We start from the raw sequence: 18948 nt of genomic DNA, 5'->3' as shown, positions 1-18948 counted from the left end.
GTGATATCCCCGCTAGCGAGCGGCGCCCGCGCTCTCGACGGAAGACGATCCCATCTCGAACAATCGATCAGCTCTTGTACCCCCCAACGGGCGGCAGAGAGTCGCGCGACGCGGAATGCCCTCGAGCGATCCTCGACGGGCGAGACGACCGCTACTGGTAGGCGCGCTCCTGGGCTCCGCGGCAGGGCTCGTCGGAGTCCAGGTCAATGCTCTCGGCCCTTTCCAGGGAGTGAGCATGCTGCTGGTGGGGCTGTCTTTCCTCACGGCACTTCTCTGGAAGGACAGAGCTCTTCTCGCCCGAGTGAGACTGACTTCTCTCGACTACTCCTTCCTTCTCCTCCTCACCGTCTGGGGAATGCTCGAACTCGTGAATTCGGGCGAATTGAGGCATTCCCCTTTCATCGGCGTACTGCTCACTGTCGGTGTCTCTTATGCGGCCACCTTCCCGGTCCGGATGGTCGTCCGCGCTCCGTCGGACCTGGCGCCGTTCCTCCGCGGGTTCAGCGCACCGGGCGTGCTCGTCGCGCTGATCGCGATCGCCCAGCTGCTGCGCGTGCCCGGCGTCAACGAGGTGCTGGTGCAGATCACGAGCTCCGGCGGTCTCGCCGAGCGGCTCTCGAGCGGCTGGGACATCCGGGGCACGTCGACGATCGGCCACTGGACCGCTCTCGGCGGGTACCTCGCCTGCGTGATCGCGGCGTCCTGCGTCGACCTGATCATCAGTTCCGCAGGTACGAAGCTCGCCCCCTGGCCGGTCGCGGCCCTCACCGTGCTCTTCGCGGGCGCCGTCACGACGCTGACGTTCGCGACGATCGGCGCCGCAGCGGTCATCCTGGCTCTCACCGCCCTGCGGCTGAAGGCCCGCCCCGTCCTGGTCCTCTCGGGAGTGGCCGTGCTGGCGGCCGGCTGGCTCGTGCTCGGGCAGAGCATCGCCGCGCGCCTGGAGCAGCAGTCCGGACAGTCGCAGTACGCGATCGCTCAGTACTCCTGGCTGCCGCAGACCATCGGCTACCGGGTCAACATCTGGGTGACGGAGACGCTTCCCGCCATCGCGGAGCGTCCGCTCAACGGCTGGGGCACCCAGGTCTACTCGGCCGTCGACAAGGGCTGGCCCGTGCGGCCGTCCTCGCTGGTGTGGGTGTCGCCCGAGTCCGAGTGGATGCGCACGCTGATCGCGAGCGGAGTCCTCGGCCTCCTCGCCGAGGTCCTGCTGCTGCTGGTCGCGTTCGCCGTCGTGCTCCGCTCCCGTCGGATGCTCGGAGCCGCGGCCGTGTTCCCGGTGACGATCCTGATGGTCGTGCTCGTGGTGATCTCCACCATCCACAGTCACTTCTCGAACCCCGGCGTGCCCCTCGCGCTCTGGCCGCTGGTCTTCGCCGTGGCCGTCGCGGCTCGTCGAGCGAAGACGCCTCCGGTGCCGCCGTCGAAGGCCGGATCGCCGAAGCGTAGCCGGCAGTACCTCCCCCGCTGACCCGGTGCACGGTCGGACGTCGGCCGGCCGTGCAGCCCTGCGGCTAGACCGACTGGCGCCAGGCCCCGCCGTCCCAGAACAGCAGCAGCTGCCCGCCCGGATCGACGGCGACGTCCTGGCCGCCGGTGAGCGCAGTACCGCCCGCCGCGCCGTGACGCACGGTGACCGGACGCGCCCCGGCGTGCAGCAGGTGCAGCCGCTGACCGAAGACGCTGCCCGAAAGCAGGGCCGCCATCGTCAGCGTGTTCGTGGACACCAGGCGCACCATGATCACCGGGTCGGGTGAGAGCGGCAGGCGCTTCTGGGTCGCCGTGACCTCGTTGTTGCCCCAGACGAAGACGCCGGAGGTGGCGACCTCGGTCGCTCCGTCGGCGGGCACGTCGCACCGCCACTCGACGGACGACTGCGGCGACAGGTTCTCCCCCGGCATGTAGCGGAACGGGTAGCTGAACCGCACGTTGCGGGCGCGCACCAGGTGGTCCGTCCCGCTGAAGACGCCCCAGGTGCGGGCGACCACGTCGGGCGTGCTGCGCACCTCCAGTCCGTCGATCTCCGTGCGCTGCTGACCCGGGACCGCGCCCGCCGTGCTGCCCGAGCCGATGGGCCGGGGCGTGCCGGAGGTGTTGGCCTCGAAGTCGAGGATGGTGTCGCGGATCCGCAGCAGGCTGTTCTCGGAGTAGATGCCGTGGTAGTCGCCGGTGCCGGGGTTGCTCGCGCCCGCGCGGAACACGCCACCGGCCAGCACGACCGAGGCGTTGTAGCTGACCAGCAGCGCTCCGGTGCGCTCGGCGTAGACGTCCGAGGCCGTCACCGTCGGCGAGGGGTCGAAGACGCCGGCGCTCGGGTGCCCGGCGGGGCGACGGACGACGCGCACCGCGGCCCCCCGGGCGTCGAACGCCCGGAATCCGTTGATCTGGTGCGAGCGCGAGTCCCCGCCCTTGGCCTCGTCCTGCACGATGACGCCGTTCTCGACGAAACGGGCCGTGCAGTCCACGACCCGGTGCCCGATCCCCCGCAGCTGGTAGCCGGACTGTCCCTGGCTGCCCTGGCCGATGCCGGAGGTGGCCGTGCAGCCGATGAAGGTCACTCCCTCCGAGCAGTGGTGGGTGTCGAAGGCGCTCGAGGTGGTCATCAGCGCGTTCACTCCCGAGACGACCGTGCCGTAGGTGCGGCCGTAGCCGGAGAGATCGCTGTTGGCCGCGACGCGGTTGGTGTCGTCGGAGTAGGAGTGGCGCACATGCGAGTACACGCCGCGGTCGACCTGGCCGAAGCTGCTCCCGACGTCGGAGACGCCGTACCCGAGGATCGACGAGCCCGCGTCGTCGGTCGCGAACCGCACGACCGCGTCCTCGACGAGGTATCCGTAGCAGGAGGTGAAGCGGAAGACCGGGCCGGAGGCACGGGTGACCGTCACGGAGCGCAGCTGCGGATAGCGCAGGCGGGAGAAGTAGACGAGGGGCTCGTTCGACGCGGTCGCGCGCGCAGCCGCGACCATCAGGGTGCCCCCCTCGATCGAGAAGGTCTGGTCCGAGATCTGCGCGACGCGGATGTTGGTGCTGTAGGTCTCGCGGAGCACTCCGCCGAGCACCACCGTCGATCCGGAGGAGGAGCGCACGACCGCGAACTCGCCCAGGCGCGACTCGACGACGCCGTCCCCCGGCCGGCGCTCCGGGATCGGGTCGTCCGAGACGATCTTCACGATCGTGCCGGGAGCCCAGTCCGGTGTGCCGCCGACGCTCAGCTGCGACACGGCGGAGGCTCCGGCGGGCGCGGCGATCGTCACCGCGGTGACGGGGAGGACGGTGCCGTACGCCCCGGAGACCGAGAAGATCGGCTTCGACGAGGTGGCGATGAGGGTCGCCCCGTGCGCGCTCACCCGCAGGGACTTGGCGAGCCGAGGGTAGAGCGAGGTCCCGACGAGGTAGGTGCCGGTCGGGATCACCAGCAGGCCGCCCTCGGGGACGGCGTTCATCGCCTTCTGCAGGCCGGCGCTCGAGTCCGTCGCGCCGGTCGCGTCGATGCCCGAGAAGCGGGCGGCGGAGGCGACCACGGCGATCCGGTCGAGCTCGCCCTGCGAGATCGTGACCGCGGCCTCGGCGGCGGGGGCCGCGGCGGCGCTCCAGGCGCCGACCGCGCCGATCGCACCGGCGGCGAGGACACCGCGACGCAGGAGGGAGGCGGGACGCCCCGGGTTCTCGTGAGTGGTTCGGTCGCCGATCAAGGGGGGCCTCCCGGACGTGCGGTCGTGGTCGCGGGGAGAGCCCCGCGCCCCCATTGTCGGAAGGGGTCGCCGACGGGTGGCGCGAGTGAGCCTTATTCGAGGAGACCCCCTCCCACCAGGGGGACATCTGCGCTCAGCGCAGGAGGTGCGCCTCGATCACGGAGCTCTGGGAGCGTGCGTCGTCGATCTCGTGATCGTCGCCGCAGTAGGCCATCAGCCAGCCGCAGTCCGACTTCCGGGTGGAGCCGAAGTAGGTGACGTCGAGGCCGTAGGTGTCGGCGGCCGTGTAGAAGGCTTCGCCGACGTCCGTCCAGGAGCCCGCGCCGCCCGCGGCGAGGGAGAGGCTCTGATCGCTCGGCCAGCCGACCTCGCCGACCGAGCAGTGCACCGAGTACTGCCGGCACCACTGTCCGAAGGTCGTGACAGCCGCCACGAAGACCTCCTCGTCGCTGCCGCCCTGCTTGTCCGAGCGCAGGGTCGTGCCCGTGCCGCCGGGGTAGAAGTGCTGCGAGTACACGATCCGGTCCAGCGGATCCTGGATCCACGGCCCGTCCGGCGCGATCGCGGCGACGGTGCCGGTCGTCGCCTCCCGCATCCCCTCGACCCAGATCGTGTGCCGATCACCGGTCCCCCGGACGGCCGACACCACGGCCTGCGTGTAGGCCTTGTAGGTCTCGACCGGGACCAGCGCCCGCTTCACCTCGTTGAAGAGGTCGTAGGCGGCGATGCGTCCGTCGTCCTGGAACTCCGCCGCGAGCAGGGTCCAGACCCGCTGCGCCTGGGACACCGAGAGCCCGGATCCGAACCAGACCGTCCCCTCGGGCAGATCGCCCTGGCTCGCCGGGTAGGTGCCGTTGTTGTGCAGGTCGAGCACGACCCGCATGCCGGCGGCGCCGATGGCGGCGATCTCGGTCCGGAGCAGCGAGACCGCCGCCGGATCGAGCCCCTTCGCCAGCGCGTCGTCGGTGCTCTCCCCCTCGGCCTGCGGCTGCAGGAGCGACCAGGGCACCGCGAGCCGGACCAGCGTGAGCCCGCGGCCCGCCAGGAACTCGTAGCTCTCGGCCGGGTTCCCGGCGGTGCAGTCGACTCCGACGTCGACGCGCGACTGCAGGTCGAACACGTTCACGCCGCGGAGGGCGGACCGGCCGCCCAGGTAGTCGTCGACCGAGCCGGTGGCGGATGTCCCCGCTGGCGACGCGGAGGCGGACGCCGGCGCGCAGGCCACGGGAGCAGTGCGGTCGCCCCGCTCGAGGAGCCGCACGGCGACGACGACGAGGGCCGCGACCACCACGACCGCCAGGACGATCACCAGCGTGCGGCGGAGCCGACGGCGCGGCCGATCGCGTGCAGGGACGATGCGAGCCTCCCGAGCCTGCCTGCCCGGCGCGGCCACCGGATCGCCGCTGAGGCTAGCAGAGCCCCGCGACGCGTCAGCGCACCGCCACCGTCGCGCGGTCGCGGCCGGTGAGATCGCGCTGCGTGGTCGCTCCGCGCCAGCCGTCGGCGGTGAGCAGGTCGCGGATCTCGGCGCCCTGCAGCTCGCCGTGCTCCATCACGAGCACTCCCCCGGGCCGGAGCAGGCGGAGGGCCGTGGCCGAGAGCGAGCGGACGACGTCGAGCCCGTCCTCGCCGCCGTAGAGCGCGGAGGGCGGATCGAACAGCCGCACCTCCGGGTCGCGCGGGACGGCCGCGGCCGGGATGTACGGCGGGTTGGAGACGACCACCGAGACGGTGCCGTCCAGTTCGGGCAGCGCCCGGGCGAGGTCGTCGAAGACGATGCGCGCGTTCTCGAGCCCGAGCCGCTCGCGGTTGCCGCGGGCCCAGATGAACGCCTCGGGAGCGTTCTCCACGCCGATCACGCGCGCGTGCGGCACCTCGTGCGCGAGTGCGAGGGCCAGGGCTCCGCTGCCCGTGCCGAGGTCGACGGCGACCGGCTCCGGGTCGACGACCGCTCGGAGGGCGTCGATCGCGATCTGCGCGACGCCCTCGGTCTCGGGGCGCGGGACGAACACGCCGGGTCCGACCGCGAGCTCGAGCGAGCGGAACGGCGCGATCCCGGTGATGTGCTGCAGGGGCTCGCGAGCGGACCGGCGCTCGATCGCGCTCGCGAACGCTGCGGCGTGCTCGTCGTCGACGCTCAGCCCCGTGATGAGGCGCGCCTGCAGCCGGCCGCGGCCGAGCCCGAGCAGGTGCCCGAGCAGCAGCTCCGCGTCGACGTCCGGCGTGGGGACGCGGGCGGCGGCGAGGCGGGCGACCGCGTCCGCGAGGAGGGTGCGCGCGTCGGCGCCGGTGGTCACGAGGGTCACGCCTCCTCGGAGCCGATGTCGGCCAGGCGGGCCTCCTCGTCGGCCTGGATGGCGCTCTCCACCACGGGATCGAGCGCACCGTTCATCACGCCGTCGAGGTTGTACGCCTTGTAGCCGGTGCGGTGGTCGGCGATGCGGTTCTCGGGGAAGTTGTAGGTCCGGATGCGCTCGGAGCGGTCCATCGTCCGGATCTGCGTCTTGCGCGCGTCGGAGGCCGCCGCGGCGATCTCCTCCTGCTGGCGCGCCAGGATGCGGGCGCGCAGCACGCGCATGCCCGCCTCGCGGTTCTGCAGCTGGCTCTTCTCGTTCTGCATCGAGACGACGATCCCGGTCGGGAGGTGGGTGATCCGCACGGCGGAGTCGGTCGTGTTGACGGACTGCCCGCCGGGACCGGAGGAGCGGTAGACGTCGATCTTCAGGTCGTTCTGGTTGATCGCGACCTCCTCGGGCGCGTCCACCTCGGGGAACACGAGCACGCCCGTGGTGGAGGTGTGGATCCGCCCCTGCGACTCGGTCACGGGGACGCGCTGCACCCTGTGCACGCCGCCCTCGTACTTGAGGTGCGCCCACACGCCCTGCGAGGGATCGGTGGCGTTGCTCTTGATGGCGACCTGCACGTTCTTGTAGCCGCCCAGGTCGGACTCGTCGCGGTCGAGGATCTCCGTCTTCCAGCCCTTCGCCTCGGCGTAGTGCAGGTACATCCGGAGGAGGTCGGCCGCGAACAGCGCGCTCTCGGCTCCGCCCTCGCCGCCCTTGATCTCCATGATGACGTCGCGGCCGTCGTCCGGGTCGCGCGGGATGAGCAGGCGCCGCAGCTTCTCCTGCGCCACCCGCAGCGACTCCTCCAGCTCGGGGACCTCCTCCGCGAAGGCCTCGTCCTCGCGGGCGAGCTCGCGCGCGGCCTCGAGGTCCTCGCCGGCCTGGACCCAGGCGGAGTGCGCCGCCTTGATCTGGCTCAGCTCCGCGTAGCGCCGGTTGACCTTCTTGGCGCGGGCGGCATCGGCGTGGAGGGCCGGGTCGGAGAGCTGCGTCTGCAGGTCCTCGTGCTCGGCGAGGAGGACGCTGACGGATTCGAACATGGGGTCCTGGCTTCCGGAGGTGGTCGGGGTCGGGCTCATCGCCCGGGGACGCGAAAACGTCCGCGGCCGCCCCCGGTGACAGGGGCGACCGCGGACGTCGGGGCGCTAGTGGTGGCCGTTGCCGTGGCCGGCGGTGGCCGGGCCGACGGCCGACTTCGAGACCTGCATGAGGAACTCGACGTTGGACGAGGTCTCCTTCAGGCGCGACAGGATGATCTCGAGCGCCTGCTGCTGGTCGAGCCCGGCGAGGGCGCGGCGCAGCTTCCAGGTGATCTTGACCTCGTCGGCGCTGAGCAGCATCTCCTCGCGGCGCGTGCCGGAGGCGTTGACGTCGACGGCGGGGAAGATCCGCTTGTCGGCGAGGTGGCGGGAGAGGCGGAGCTCCATGTTGCCGGTGCCCTTGAACTCCTCGAAGATCACCTCGTCCATCTTCGAGCCGGTCTCGATGAGCGCCGTCGCGAGGATGGTGAGCGAGCCGCCGTTCTCGATGTTGCGCGCCGCTCCGAAGAACTTCTTCGGCGGGTACAGCGCCGAGGCGTCCACGCCGCCCGAGAGCACGCGGCCCGAGGGGGCCGCCGTCACGTTGTAGGCGCGGCCGAGGCGGGTGATGGAGTCGAGCAGCACGACGACGTCGTGGCCCAGCTCGACCAGGCGCTTGGCGCGCTCGATCGCGAGCTCGGCGACGGTCGTGTGGTCCTCGGCCGGGCGGTCGAAGGTGGAGGCGACGACCTCGCCGCGCACGGTGCGCTGCATGTCGGTGACCTCCTCCGGACGCTCGTCGACCAGGACGACCATCAGGTGGACCTCGGGGTTGTTCTGCACGATCGCGTTGGCGATCTGCTGCAGGACGATGGTCTTGCCCGCCTTGGGCGGCGCGACGATCAGGCCGCGCTGTCCCTTGCCGATGGGGGCGACCAGGTCGATGATCCGCTGGGTCAGCTTGCCGGGCTCGGTCTCGAGGCGCAGGCGCTCGGTCGGGTAGAGCGGCGTGAGCTTCTGGAACTCGACGCGAGCCGCGGCCTCCTCGACGGTCTGGCCGTTGATCGAGTCGACGCGGACGATCGCGTTGTACTTCTGGCGGCCGCCGCCCTCGCCCTCGCGGGGCTGGCGGATGGCGCCGACGACCGCGTCGCCCTTGCGCAGGTTGTACTTCTTGACCTGGCCGAGGGAGACGTAGACGTCGCTGACGCCGGGCAGGTAGCCGGTCGTGCGCACGAAGGCGTAGTTGTCGAGGACGTCGAGGATGCCGGCGACGGGGATGAGGACGTCGTCCTCGCCGATCTCGGGCTCGAAGTCGTCGCCGATCGCTCCGCCGCGGCGCTTGCGGTCGCGGTAGCGGCTGCGGCGGCCGTCCTCGCCCTCGGCCTGCTGGCCGTTCTGGGGCTGCCCGGAGCCGTTCTGCTGAGGAGCCTGCTGGCCCTCGGACTGCGCGGCGCGCGTGCCCTGGCCGTTCTGCGGCTGCGCGGCGGGGCTCTGCTGAGCGTCGTTCTGGCGGTCGTCCCCGCGGTTGCGGTTGCGGTTGCGGCGGTTGCGGCCGCGGCCCGTGCCCTGCTGGTCCCCGTTCTGCTGCTGGTCGCCGCTCTGCTGCTCCTGCTGGTCGACGGAGTCGGAGGAATCGGCGTCGTTCTCGGCGGGCGCCTGCTCGGCCTGCTCGCCCTGCTCGGAGCCGCCCCCGCGGCTGCGGCGGCGTCCGCGGCGCTCGCGCTGGCCGCCCTCGCGGGAGGAGTCGTCCGACTCCGGCCCGTTGGGCAGCTCGATGTCGATGACGGGCCTCGGGGCCTGGCCGGCGTCGCGGTCCTGCTCGATCACGGGGAGGTCGGGGATCAGCGACTCGACGCCGGTCCCGCCGGGGATGTTGAGGTGCTCGCCGGCGGCGACGGTGCCGCTGGAGGCACGGCGCGAGCTGCGGCGGCGGGGCGTGCGCTCGGCGGGCTCGGCGACCGGCTCGGCCGCTGCGGGGAGCTCGAGCTCGACCGGGGCCGACTCGGCGGCCGTCGCGGAGGGCTCGTTGACGGTGGGCGCAGCCTGCTCGAGGACGTCGGCCGTGTCGGCCTCGGTGCTCTCGACGGGCGTCGGCAGCTCCGCCGGCGCCTCGGGCTGCGGAGCGGACTGCTCGGCCACATCGGCCGGCTCGGCCTCGACGCCGGTGGCGTCGACGTCCGGGGCGACCGCTGCGTCGTCCGGAGCGACCGCGTCGGCGATCGCGGCGGGCGCGTCCTCGGCGGAGGCGGCGCGCAGGTCCGAGATGGCCTGGACCAGCTCGCCCTTGCGGAGCTTGGAGGCGCCGCCGAGGCCGAGCCGCGTCGCGAGAGCCTGGAGCTCGGCGACGCGCAGACCCGAGAGGTCGGCGGTGAGGTCCACGGTCGAGCCGTGGGTGTTGACGTCTGTCACTGGAGAGGGTTCCTTCCCCCCGGGAACGAGTGCTCACCGGGAGAGCTCATCGACCGTGCGGTGCCATCGCGTGTTCTGATCCACGCGATGCTCTCGGCCGCCGGGACCGACTGCCGCAGAGAGCGAAGAGAGGGCCCGGAGACCAGGCGCCGGTCTGCAAGAGGAGCAGGGGCGCCCTTCACACGATGTGATGGCCGTGGTTGTCGGGACGATCCGTCGGACAGATTCCGCTCGTTACGCGGTTCCTCGGGATGCGGTCCCCACTGTAGCACCCTTGAAGTCGACGGCCAGCATGTGCGCGCGCCACGGCGTGGGGGCCTCCCGCTCCACCAGATCCGCGGCGGCGAGGCGCTGTGCAGGGTCGCTGCAGAGCACCAGGACGCTCGGTCCGGCACCCGAGACGACGGCCGCGTAGCCGTGCGAGCGCAGCAGCGCGATCAGCGCGGAGGTCTCGGGCATGGCGGCCGCGCGGTAGTTCTGGTGCAGCTTGTCCTCGGTCGCCGCGAACAGCAGCTCCGGGCTCTGGATGAGGGCGGCGATCAGGAGCGAGGAGCGCGAGACGTTGAACACCGCGTCCTCGTGCGGCACGCTCTGCGGCTGCAGCGAGCGTGCCAGCCGCGTCGACATGGTGTGCTCGGGCACGAAGACGACCGGGGACACACCGCGGTGGACCATGAGCTTCTTCGAGCGCGGGCGCAGCGGCGAGTCGTCGGCGCCGGACGCGTGCGGCTCGACCCAGGCGATGGTGAGGCCGCCGAACAGCGCGGGCGCCACGTTGTCGGGGTGCCCCTCCATCTCGGTGGCGATGCGGAGGAGGTCGTCCGAGTCCAGCTCGACGACGCCCTCGAGCAGGCCCTTCGCGGCCATGATGCCGGAGACGATCGCGGCGCCGGAGGATCCCATCCCGCGGCCGTGGGGGATGATGTTGCGCGCGATCACCTCGATGCCGGGCATCTCCTGCCGTTGGTCGGCGAACGTGTACGCGATGGCCTGCACGACGAGGTTCGTCTCGTCGGTCGCCACCTCGCCCTCGCCGACTCCGTGCACGGTGACCCGCGCACCCGTGGCCGCGACGGCCGTCACGTCGAGCTCGTCGTAGAACGAGAGCGCCAGGCCGAGCGTGTCGAAGCCGGGGCCCAGGTTCGCCGAGGTGGCGGGGACCTTGACGTGGACGGTGCGGCCGACGGGAACCGCCGAGGTCATGCGCCGGCCAGCCCCAGCACGTCCGCGATCGCGGCGGTGTCGACCGGGACGACGGTCGGCGTGATGTCCGCGCCGTCGGCCGTGCGGAGCGCCCACTGCGGGTCCTTGAGCCCGTGGCCGGTGACCGTCAGGACGACGGTGGCGTCCTTCGGGATCGCTCCGGCCTCGGCGCGCTCGAGGAGCCCCGCGACACTGATCGCCGACGCCGGCTCGACGAACACGCCGACCTCGCCCGCGAGGATGCGGTACGCCTCGAGGATCTTCTCGTCGCTGATCGCGCCGAAGTAGCCGTCGCTGACGGTGCGCGCGTTCAGAGCGAGCTCCCACGAGGCCGGGTTGCCGATCCGGATCGCGCTGGCGATCGTCTCGGGATGGCGGACCGGCGCTCCGTGCACGATGGGGGCGGAGCCCTCGGCCTGGAAGCCGAACATGCGCGGGAGGCGGGTCGACTCGCCGCGCTCCAGCTCCTCCGAGTAGCCGCGGAAGTAGGCGGTGTAGTTGCCGGCGTTGCCGACCGGCACGATGTGGAAGTCCGGCGCGTCGCCCAGGACCTCGACGACCTCGAAGGCCGCGGTCTTCTGGCCGGCGATCCGGTCCGGGTTCACGGAGTTGACCAGGTGGACCGGGTAGTTCTTCGCGAGGTCGCGGGCGATGTCGAGGCAGTCGTCGAAGTTGCCCTGCACCTGCAGCAGCTGCGCGTTGTGCGCGATCGCCTGGCTGAGCTTGCCCAGGGCGATCTTGCCCTCGGGCACGAGGACGGCCGCGGTGATGCCGGCGTGCGTCGCGTAGGCGGCGGCCGACGCGGAGGTGTTGCCGGTCGAGGCGCAGATGACGGCCTTCGCGCCGTGCTCGACGGCCTTCGAGATCGCCATGGTCATGCCGCGGTCCTTGAAGGAGCCGGTCGGGTTCATGCCCTCGTACTTGACCCACACCTTCGCGCCCGTGCGCGCCGAGAGGGCCGCCGCGGGGATGAGCGGCGTGCCGCCCTCACCGAGAGTGATGACCGGGGTCGCCTCGGTGACATCGAGGCGGTCCGCGTACTCGTGCAGGACTCCGCGCCACTGCTTGGCCATCTCAGGCTCCTTCAACTCGTAGAACGGACGTCACGGCGCCGACGAAACCATGCGAATGGAGGGCGGTGACGGTGGCCGCCAGATCGGATTCCGCCGCGGCGTGCGTGCCGATGACCAGGGTAGCGGTCGGCTCGCGCCGCTCCGCACCGCCCTGCTCCTCCAGCGGGTCGGCGCCGGGCGGGGTCTGCACCAGTGTCTCGACCGAGACGCCGTGGTCGGCGAAGACGCCCGCGATCTGCGCGAGGACGCCGGGGCGGTCGAGGACCTCGAGGGTGACCTGGTACCGGGTCGTGACGTGGCCGATCGGGAGGACCGCGAGCCCGGAGCTCGCGCTGGTCACCAGGCCGGGGCCGCCGACGACGTGGCGGCGGGCGGCCGACACGACGTCGCCGAGGACGGCGGAGGCCGTCTCGATCCCGCCGGCGCCGGCGCCGTAGAACATCAGGTCCCCGGCCGCCTCCGCCTCGACGAAGACCGCGTTGTTGGCCCCGTGCACGGCCGCGAGCGGGTGGGAGCGGTGCACGAGCGCGGGGTAGACCCGCGCGGAGACGCCCTCCACGCCGGTCTTGGCGTCGGTCAGCCGCTCGCAGATCGCGAGCAGCTTGATCACGTAGCCGGAGTCGCGGGCCTGGTCGACCTGCGCCTTCGTGATGCCGGTGATGCCCTCGCGGTGCACCAGGGTGACCGGGACGTCGGTGTGGAACGCGAGGCGGGCGAGGATCGCCGCCTTCTGCGCCGCGTCGTAGCCCTCGATGTCGGCGGTCGGGTCGGATTCCGCGTAGCCGAGCTCGGTGGCGCGGGCGAGCGCGTCCTCCAGGCTCGCGTGCTCGGTGTCCATCCGGTCGAGGATGTAGTTGGTCGTGCCGTTGACGATGCCGAGGATGCGGTGGACCCGGTCGCCGGCGAGGCTGTCGCGCAGCGGCCGGATGATCGGGATCGCGCCGGCGACGGCCGCCTCGTAGTTGAGCTGGGCGCCGACCTGGTCGGCCGCCTCGAAGAGCTCGTTGCCGTGGGCGGCGAGCAGCGCCTTGTTGGCCGTGATCACGTCCGCGCCGGACGAGATCGCGGTGAGGATGTGGCTGCGGGCGGGCTCGAGCCCGCCGATCAACTCGACCACGATGTCGGCGCCCAGGATCAGCGACTCGGCGTCGGTGGTCAGGAGGTGCTTCGGGATGTCGGTGGTGCGGGGCGCGTCCACGTCCCTGACGGCCACGCCCACGAGCTCCAGCGGCGCCCCCACGCGCTGGGCGAGCTCGTCGCCGTGGTCGAGCAGGAGGCGCGCCACCTGGGCACCGACGGACCCGGCGCCCAGCAGGGCGACGCGGAGGCTGCGGTACTCGATCATCGGGAGGTGGCCTTTCGTTCGATGCCGGCGTCGCGGCGGAGGAGGTCCTCCTCGGTCTCGCCGCGCACGAGGACGCGGGAGCGCCCGTCGCGGACGGCGACCACCGGGGGGCGCCCGAGGTAGTTGTAGTTGCTGGCGAGCGACCAGCAGTAGGCGCCGGTCGCGGCGACGGCGAGCAGGTCGCCCGGCCGGACGTCCGCGGGCAGGAAGTCGTCGTGGACGACGATGTCGCCCGACTCGCAGTGCTTCCCGGCCACCCGCACGAGGGCGGGCTCGGCCGAGGAGGAGCGGTCGGCGATCCGCGCCGTGTAGTCGGCGCCGTAGAGCGCCGGACGGGCGTTGTCGCTCATGCCGCCGTCGACGCTGACATAGCGGCGGACCGCGGTCGAGCCCTCGGAGCCGACCGTCACGTCCTTCACGGTGCCCACCTCGTAGAGGGTGACGCCGGCGGGCCCGATCAGCGAGCGGCCGGGCTCGATCGCGATGTGCGGGACCGGGACGCCGCGGGCCGCGCACTGCTCGGCCACCGCGTCGGCGACGGCGGCCGCGATCTCGGCGATCGGGGTCGGGTCGTCGGCGCTGGTGTAGGCGATGCCGAAGCCTCCGCCGAGGTTGAGCTCCGGCACGGGGCCGTCCGCGAGCAGTGCCGCGTGGACGTCGAGCAGGCGCGACGCCGACTCCGCGAACCCGGCGGAGCCGAAGATCTGGGATCCGATGTGGCAGTGCAGCCCGAGGAACCGCAGGGACGAGAAGGAGCGGATGAGGGCGACCGCGGCCGGGCAGTCGGCGAGCGCGAGGCCGAACTTCTGGTCCTCGTGCGCCGTGGCGAGGAACTCGTGGGTGTGCGCGTGCACTCCGCTGTTGACCCGGAGGCGCACCGCCTGCACGCGTCCGTGCCGCTCGGCCGCGGCCGCGACGCGCTCGATCTCGACGAGGCTGTCGAGCACGATCGTGCCCGCGCCCACTTCGACGGCCCGGTCGATCTCGCGGAGCGACTTGTTGTTGCCGTGGAGGCCGAAGCGCTCGGGCTCGATCCCGGCCGCGAGGGCCACCGCCATCTCGCCGCCGCTGGAGAGGTCGAGGTTCAGCCCCTCGTCGCGCATCCAGCGGGCGACCTCGGTCGAGAGGAACGCCTTGCCCGCGTAGTAGACGGTGACGCCGGTGCCGATGCGGCCGAGCTCGCGGGCGAAGACCTCGCGCATCTCGACGGCCCTGCGACGGGCGTCGGCCTCGTCCACCACGTAGAGAGGAGTGCCGTGCTCGCGCACCAGTTCGGCGACGGGCACTCCGGCGATCCGGAGCGCGCCGTCCTCGCCGCGCTCGGCGCTGTCCGGCCACACGCCGTCGGCCAGCGCGTTCGGGTCGGCGGGCGTGTGCAGCCACTCAGGCGCGAGCGGATGCCGGGGGGCGCGGGCGCGGGCGTCGACGGTGTCCACGGGTGAGACCTCACAGGAGAGAGTGGGAGCGTCACTGCGGGGCGAGCGGGTCCGGATTGACCCCTGAAGCCAGCGATGTCAGTGTTCGGCCCGCGGAAGACGCCGGCACAGGGCTCCGATCCTACCGGTCCGGGGCGGCGGCGCCGCGCGGGCTCAGGCGCAGGTGCCCGGTTCCTGCTCGGCGGGGTCGCTGAGGAACGTCGGAGAGAGTGCGAAGCTCGCGTTCAGCGACTCGTCGGCGACCTCGACACCGGTCAGCGTCAGCCCTCGCGGCACCGAGTCCGCGATGCACACGGAGGACGGAGCGAGCAGGTCGCCGGAGACGGCGCCGAAGCGGTCGCGGAAGTCGGTCGCCGAGAAGGTCGCTCCGGCGGCGGAGACCTCGGCCGGGGTCAGCCGGATGGCTCCGTCCACGGCGGCGAGCTCCATCCCGACGCCCGCGCCGAGCCGGAGGCCGAGCACCTCGACGGAGGCGGTCACGCGCACGAGCGGAGCGTCCAGGGTCACCTCGTCGACCGGCACGGCGCTGCGCTCGGTCACGAGCCGCGCGACCGAGGCCGCGTCGATCGCGACCGTCGTGCTGCCGGACTCGACTGCTCCGACTCCGCTCACCGGCACGCCGATCAGGGTCGCGGTCACATCGCCGTCGAGCTCGCCGAAGGTCACGTCCGAGCTGCTCAGGTCGAGCCGGTCCAGTCGCCCCGAGACGAGCTGCGGGAGCACGGCCCAGCCGGCGACGTCGACGTCCACCGCCCGGTCCGCGGGCAGCGCGAGCGCCTCGCGGAGGCTCGCGGCGGCGCGGTCGGCGACGGCGCGGCGAGCGAGCGAGTCGCCCACCACCGCCGCGACCACGAGCAGCACCAGCACCACGACGACCACCACGACCGCGCGTCCCCCGCGCCGGCGCCGCGGCACCGCCACCGACGCGCTCACATCCGGTCCGGAGCGGTGACGCCCAGGAGCGAGAGCCCGTTGCGGAGCACCTGCCCGGTCGCCTCGTTCAGGCGCAGCCGGGTCGAGTGCACGGCCTCGACCGGATCCTCGCCCTGCGGCACGACCCGGCAGTTGTCGTACCAGCGGTGGTAGAGCCCGGCGACCTCCTCGAGGTACCGCGCGACGCGGTGCGGCTCGCGCAGCTCCGCGGCGTGCGCCACGATGCGCGGGAACTCCTGGAGGCCGCCGAGCAGCGCCGACTCGGTCGGGTGCACCAGCGTCTCGGGCGCGAACGGCTCGACGGGGACGCCCGACGCCGCGGCCTTCGCCGCGACCTGGCGGGTGCGCGCGTGGGCGTACTGCACGTAGTAGACGGGGTTGTCGTTGCTCCGCTTGGTCAGCAGGTCGAGGTCGATGTCGAGGGTCGAGTCGGCGGAGGAGCGCACCAGCGAGTAGCGCGCGGCGTCCACGCCGACGGCCTCCGTGAGGTCCTCCATCGTGACGACGGTCCCCGCCCGCTTGGACATCCGGACCGCCTCGCCGTCGCGGAGCAGGTTGACCAGCTGGCCGATCAGGATCTCGAGGTTCACGCCCGGGGTGTCGCCGAACGCCGCGCACATCGCCATCATCCGGCCGATGTAGCCGTGGTGGTCGGCGCCGAGCATGATGATCGCCCGGTCGAAGCCGCGCTCGCGCTTGTCGAGGTAGTAGGCGAGGTCGCCCGCGATGTAGGCCGCCTCCCCGTCGCTCTTGATGATGACGCGGTCGCGGTCGTCGCCGAACGAGGTGGTGCGCAGCCAGGTGGCGCCGTCCGCCTCGAAGATGTGCCCGAGCTCGCGGAGGCGCTCGATCGCGCGGTCGACGGCGCGCGACTCGTGCAGGGAGTTCTCGTGGAAGTACACGTCGAAGTCGACGCCGAACTCGTGCAGGCTCTGCTTGATCTCGCCGAACATCAGCTCGACCCCGATCGAGCGGAAGGTCTCGGCGAGCTCCTCCTCGGGCAGGACGGCGAGGTCGCCCGGGTAGGCGGCGGCGACGCGCTCGGCGATGTCGCCGATGTAGGCGCCGCCGTAGCCGTCCTCCGGGGTCGGCTCGCCGCGGTGGGCGGCGAGCAGGCTCCGCGTGAAGCGGTCGATCTGCGCGCCGTGGTCGTTGAAGTAGTACTCGCGGGTCACCTCGGCGCCCTGCGAGAGGAGCATCCGGGCCAGGCTGTCGCCGACCGCCGCCCAGCGCGTCCCGCCGATGTGGATGGGGCCGGTGGGGTTGGCGGAGACGAACTCGAGGTTCATCCGCACGCCGGCGTAGGCGGATCCGGTGCCGTAGGCCTCGCCCGCCTCGACGACGGCGCCGGCCAGGGCGCCCGCGGCCGCGGCTTCGAGCCGGACGTTGAGGAAGCCGGGACCGGCGACCTCGACCGAGGCGACGCCCTCGGCCGCGCCGAGCCCCTCGGCCAGCTCGGCGGCGAGCTCGCGCGGATTCGCGCCGACCCGCTTCGCGAGCTTCATCGCGATGTTCGAGGCCCAGTCGCCGTGGTCCCGGTTCTTCGGGCGCTCCAGCACGACGTCCGAGAGCTCGACGCCCGCGTCGCTCCCCCGTCGCTGCACGGCGTCGAGGACGAGGGCGTGCAGGGAGGCGGCGAGCTGTTCGGGAGTCACGGGGAGCGATTCTACCGGCCGCCGCGCCCGCGCCCTCCGTCTCTCCTGCACCGCGGAGCCGCTCAGCAGGGCGGCGTTGCTAGGGTGCGACGCATGCGCCGTCCCGCCGCCCTCCTCCTCGTCGCCCTCGCCGCGGCGGCTCTCTGCGGCTGCTCCCCCGCGGCCGACCCGGAGCCCAGCGCGAGCGGCGCTGTCAGCGGCACGCCGATCCCCCTCGCCTGCGAGCAGCTGGTCCCGGCCTCGGCGCTCGCGGGCCTCTGGGGCGGATTCTCCCCGGACGACGGCATCGAGACCACCGCGGTCTCCGAGGAGATCGCCCAGTACGACGGGCTGGTCTGCGGATGGTCCGACGATTCGGGAGCCGAGCTGCAGCTGGCCGTGGCCCACCTCGACCCCGCGGTGATCGAGGCGCTCAAGAACGAGTTCTTCACCACCAGCAAGGCCGTCCCCACCTACGGCAAGCCGCCGGAGATCGAGGGCTACTACCAGGTGGCCGAGGGGAGGGGCGCCGCGGACGCCTTCGTCGGCGAGTACTGGATCGAGGCGTCCAGCGCCTCCTTCGTCGAGCCGGGCGACCCCGAGCCGCTCGTGCGGTCGGCGATCGGCGTCCTCGCCGGCTGACCCCGGCGTCAGCCCAGGCGCACCGGCGAGACGTGGTCGTCGACGAGCGCCGCGTCGCAGTCCGCCTCCACGCTCATCCCGGTCAGGCGCAGGTCCGTCAGATAGCTGCTGAGGAACGCGGTGTCGGCCGTGTCCCGGCCCGACGAGATGCGCAGCATCGACCCGCGCGGAGCCAGCCGGGTCGCGTCCACGACGTGCCAGGCGCCGCCGACCCACGCCTCCGTGACCGCGTGGAAGTCCCGCGGCTCGAGCCCCGGCGCGTAGACCGCCGTCACCCGGGCGGGGATGTCGAGGGCGCGGAGGAGCCCGGCGACCGTGTGCGCGAAATCGCGGCACACGCCCTGGCCGCTCTCGATCACCTGCGCCGCTCCCCCGGTGCCGACCGTCGACCCGTAGACGTAGGACAGGTGGCCGTGCACCCACTCCTCCACGGCCGTCAGAGCCTCGAAGCCGCGGGCCCGCCCGAACTCGCGCCGGGCGATGCCGCCGAGCACGTCCGCCTCGGCGTACCGGCTCGGGCGGAGGTACTCCACCAGCTCGAGCTCGCTCGGCTCGTCCGGAACGCCGTGCCCGGCGACCCGCGCCCGGTACTCGACACGCAGGTCGCCCTCGTTCCCCGCGACACGGTGCACCCGCGCGCCGTGCCGGGCCGGGAACTCCCGCACAGGCACGTCCTGCCCGTCGAGCCGGACGGTGAACGAGTCCTCGAACGCATCGCCGGTGGGCGTCGCCGCCACCAGGAAGATGAGGTCGGTCGGACCGTTCAGACGCAGATCCAGCGAGGCGGAGACAGTGCGCAGCATGGCTCCATGGTGGCACGCGCGAGGACCGCTCCCGGCGTCGGGGCCCGCCCCGCCCGGGTGCTAATGTGGTCAGGCACTCCTGGCCCCCATAGCTCAGGGGATAGAGCACTGCCCTCCGGAGGCAGGGGCGTAGGTTCGAATCCTACTGGGGGCACATCCGCGGTCCTCCGCTCCTCTTCCCGGCATGCGAGCGCTCGGCTCCGATGCCGGTCGCCCCTCGAGGAGCACCCTCGCCGCTGCGGGCCGAGCAGCGTCACCCGGGATGCGACCGAGTCCGTCACGAGCGCTTCTCGTCCGGTGCCCCCCCCCCCCCCCCCCCCCCCCCCCCACCCCCCCCCCCCCCCACCCAGCGCCCCCCGTCTCCCCGGGGGGGGCGGGGGCGGGACAGCCGGCAAGCTGCCCCGAACAACC

Annotated in this window: 14 protein-coding genes and 1 tRNA gene; 3 read left to right on the top strand and 12 right to left on the bottom strand. The window is 72.7% G+C overall.

Going from position 1 to position 18948, the window contains the following annotated elements; translation table 11 throughout:
• Nucleotides 1-301: 301 nt before the first annotated feature.
• Nucleotides 302-1471 (top strand): O-antigen ligase, encoded by a 1170-nt coding sequence (locus tag C5D08_RS11245; protein ID WP_181109930.1) that lies wholly within the window; start codon nucleotides 302-304, stop codon nucleotides 1469-1471.
• 43 nt (nucleotides 1472-1514) lie between these two features.
• Here C5D08_RS11245 and C5D08_RS17030 read toward each other — a convergent pair whose 3' ends face one another.
• From C5D08_RS17030 to argS, 11 genes are all read right to left on the bottom strand, one after another.
• Complete coding sequence (locus tag C5D08_RS17030) at nucleotides 1515-3692, bottom strand: hypothetical protein (RefSeq protein WP_181109927.1); 2178 nt, start codon at nucleotides 3690-3692, stop codon at nucleotides 1515-1517.
• Between the two features lie 133 nt (nucleotides 3693-3825).
• A complete protein-coding gene (locus C5D08_RS11235; protein ID WP_181109925.1) occupies nucleotides 3826-5001 on the bottom strand; it encodes a glycoside hydrolase family 5 protein in 1176 nt (391 codons plus the stop codon).
• Between the two features lie 121 nt (nucleotides 5002-5122).
• Nucleotides 5123-5998 (bottom strand): peptide chain release factor N(5)-glutamine methyltransferase, encoded by an 876-nt coding sequence (gene prmC / locus C5D08_RS11230; RefSeq protein WP_104277102.1) that lies wholly within the window; start codon nucleotides 5996-5998, stop codon nucleotides 5123-5125.
• Nucleotides 5995-7077: a peptide chain release factor 1 gene (prfA, locus tag C5D08_RS11225; RefSeq protein WP_104277101.1), complete on the bottom strand. Its 1083-nt coding sequence runs from the start codon at nucleotides 7075-7077 to the stop codon at nucleotides 5995-5997. The genes prmC and prfA overlap by 4 nt, the downstream gene beginning before the upstream one ends.
• Before the next feature lie 105 nt (nucleotides 7078-7182).
• Nucleotides 7183-9468, bottom strand: coding sequence for a transcription termination factor Rho (gene rho / locus C5D08_RS11220; protein ID WP_104277100.1), 2286 nt, complete (start codon nucleotides 9466-9468; stop codon nucleotides 7183-7185).
• 234 nt (nucleotides 9469-9702) lie between these two features.
• Nucleotides 9703-10671: a homoserine kinase gene (gene thrB, locus C5D08_RS11215; RefSeq protein WP_104223004.1), complete on the bottom strand. Its 969-nt coding sequence runs from the start codon at nucleotides 10669-10671 to the stop codon at nucleotides 9703-9705.
• Nucleotides 10668-11744 (bottom strand): threonine synthase, encoded by a 1077-nt coding sequence (gene thrC, locus C5D08_RS11210; RefSeq protein WP_104223003.1) that lies wholly within the window; start codon nucleotides 11742-11744, stop codon nucleotides 10668-10670. The genes thrB and thrC overlap by 4 nt, the downstream gene beginning before the upstream one ends.
• A 1-nt stretch (nucleotide 11745) precedes the next feature.
• Nucleotides 11746-13089, bottom strand: coding sequence for a homoserine dehydrogenase (locus C5D08_RS11205; RefSeq protein WP_104277099.1), 1344 nt, complete (start codon nucleotides 13087-13089; stop codon nucleotides 11746-11748).
• The gene (lysA, locus tag C5D08_RS11200; RefSeq protein WP_104277098.1) at nucleotides 13086-14525 is read right to left on the bottom strand and encodes a diaminopimelate decarboxylase; all 1440 of its coding nucleotides are present in this window, start codon (nucleotides 14523-14525) and stop codon (nucleotides 13086-13088) included. Before lysA ends, C5D08_RS11205 begins: the two co-directional genes overlap by 4 nt.
• A gap of 153 nt (nucleotides 14526-14678) precedes the next feature.
• Nucleotides 14679-15458: an LmeA family phospholipid-binding protein gene (locus C5D08_RS11195; RefSeq protein WP_104277097.1), complete on the bottom strand. Its 780-nt coding sequence runs from the start codon at nucleotides 15456-15458 to the stop codon at nucleotides 14679-14681.
• The gene (argS, locus tag C5D08_RS11190; RefSeq protein ID WP_104277096.1) at nucleotides 15455-17113 is read right to left on the bottom strand and encodes an arginine--tRNA ligase; all 1659 of its coding nucleotides are present in this window, start codon (nucleotides 17111-17113) and stop codon (nucleotides 15455-15457) included. Before argS ends, C5D08_RS11195 begins: the two co-directional genes overlap by 4 nt.
• 93 nt (nucleotides 17114-17206) lie before the next feature.
• On the opposite strand from argS, the gene C5D08_RS11185 reads away from it, so the two are divergent.
• Nucleotides 17207-17734, top strand: coding sequence for a hypothetical protein (locus C5D08_RS11185; protein WP_104277095.1), 528 nt, complete (start codon nucleotides 17207-17209; stop codon nucleotides 17732-17734).
• A gap of 8 nt (nucleotides 17735-17742) precedes the next feature.
• Here C5D08_RS11185 and C5D08_RS11180 read toward each other — a convergent pair whose 3' ends face one another.
• The gene (locus C5D08_RS11180) at nucleotides 17743-18537 is read right to left on the bottom strand and encodes a transglutaminase family protein (protein ID WP_104277094.1); all 795 of its coding nucleotides are present in this window, start codon (nucleotides 18535-18537) and stop codon (nucleotides 17743-17745) included.
• An 82-nt stretch (nucleotides 18538-18619) separates the two neighbouring features.
• Here C5D08_RS11180 and C5D08_RS11175 point away from each other — a divergent pair.
• Nucleotides 18620-18691: transfer RNA gene (locus tag C5D08_RS11175), tRNA-Arg, on the top strand.
• Nucleotides 18692-18948: the final 257 nt, after the last annotated feature.

This window comes from Rathayibacter sp. AY1B6, from assembly GCF_002932755.1.
In the GTDB taxonomy this organism is placed as follows: domain Bacteria; phylum Actinomycetota; class Actinomycetes; order Actinomycetales; family Microbacteriaceae; genus Rathayibacter.
Note: the sequence above shows the minus strand (reverse complement) of the source record. Positions and strands in the feature narration are given on the sequence as shown.